Genomic DNA, 1,261 nt, shown 5'->3' with positions numbered 1-1,261 from the left:
TGACGTGGTCAACCAAATTCACACAACCCAGTTAAGCCGCTTTTCCTAAATTAGCCATATCAGCCTCATATTGGTTTGGACTTTTGTAATCCAGATATGAGTGCATTCTTTGGCTGTTATAAAACATAGTTATGTATTGCAGGATATCCTGCTGAGCAGCATAACGGCTTTGGTAGTGACGCCATTGCACTCGCTCTTGTTTTAATGTGCCGAAGAAGCTCTCCACAACGGCATTATCCCAACAATCACCTTTCCTGCTCATGCTGCCTGTTACCTTGTACTGCGTCAGTAATTGTCTAAACTGTCGGCTTGCGTATTGTGAACCACGGTCTGAATGATGTATCAGACCTACTTTGGGTTTACGTTGCCATAAAGCCATTGTTAACGCATCACACACAAGCTGAGCATTCATCCGTGAAGACATACTCCAGCCCACGACTTTGCGTGAGAACAGATCAATTACAACAGCCAGATACAGCCAGCCTTCTTGCGTCCAGATATAAGTAATGTCAGAGACATACGCCTGATCTGATTTTTGCGCATCAAAGTCACGTGACAGCACGTTATCGAATACAGGTTGTTGATGGTCACTGTTAGTCGTTACTTTGTATTTTCTACGCCGTTTTACGCTCACTCCGGCTTCTTTCATCAAGGCTCTCGTACGCTGTTTTCCAACCGGATAACCGAGCGAATTCAGTGCACGTTTCATTCGCCTTACGCCATAAGTAAAGTCACTGGCATCTGCTATTTTCTGTACCCACTCAATTAGCTCATCATGTTGTGGATCGGGTTCAAGTTGTTCGTTTCGTCGCACGGCACTGTAATAGTTATGGCGACTGACTCCCAGAACCTGACACATCAGACTAATCGGCCAGGTCTTCTTATGTTGGGTAATGAAACCGTATTTTACTTGGTTTCTTTGGCAAAGAAGACCGTCGCCTTTTTTAGTATCTCTTTCTCCATTTTCAGGCGTTTATTTTCTTCTCGCAACCGACGGATTTCTTCCTGTTCCGGCGTCAACTTACCGTTGCCACGAAATGCATGAGCACCTTCCGATTCCTGCTCTTTAAGCCAGCGGCCTAACATATTGGCGCTAATACCAAGGCTACGAGCTGCCTCGGCGATCTTGTAATTTTGTTCCGTAACCAGACTTACAGCGTCCAGTTTGAATTCTTTTGAGTAGCTTTTTCGCATTTTCATATACACTCCAGTTGAGATAATTATCTCTTAACTGGCTGTGTGAATCTATTGGAGCACGTCA

1 protein-coding gene is annotated in these 1,261 nt (G+C 44.6%); it reads right to left on the bottom strand.

Annotated elements, in window-relative coordinates; genetic code table 11:
• Positions 1–31: 31 nt before the first annotated feature.
• Positions 32–1,200, bottom strand: a protein-coding gene (locus AC27IB_RS23450) for an IS3 family transposase (RefSeq protein WP_487124050.1) whose coding sequence is annotated in 2 segments (ribosomal slippage) — positions 32–948 and positions 948–1,200 — 1,170 coding nt in all. Because the reading frame shifts where the segments join, the coding sequence is not laid out codon by codon here.
• Positions 1,201–1,261 lie beyond the last annotated feature (61 nt).

It is taken from the genome of Alteromonas sp. 4NH20-0104 (assembly GCF_057547795.1).
Note: the sequence above shows the minus strand (reverse complement) of the source record. Positions and strands in the feature narration are given on the sequence as shown.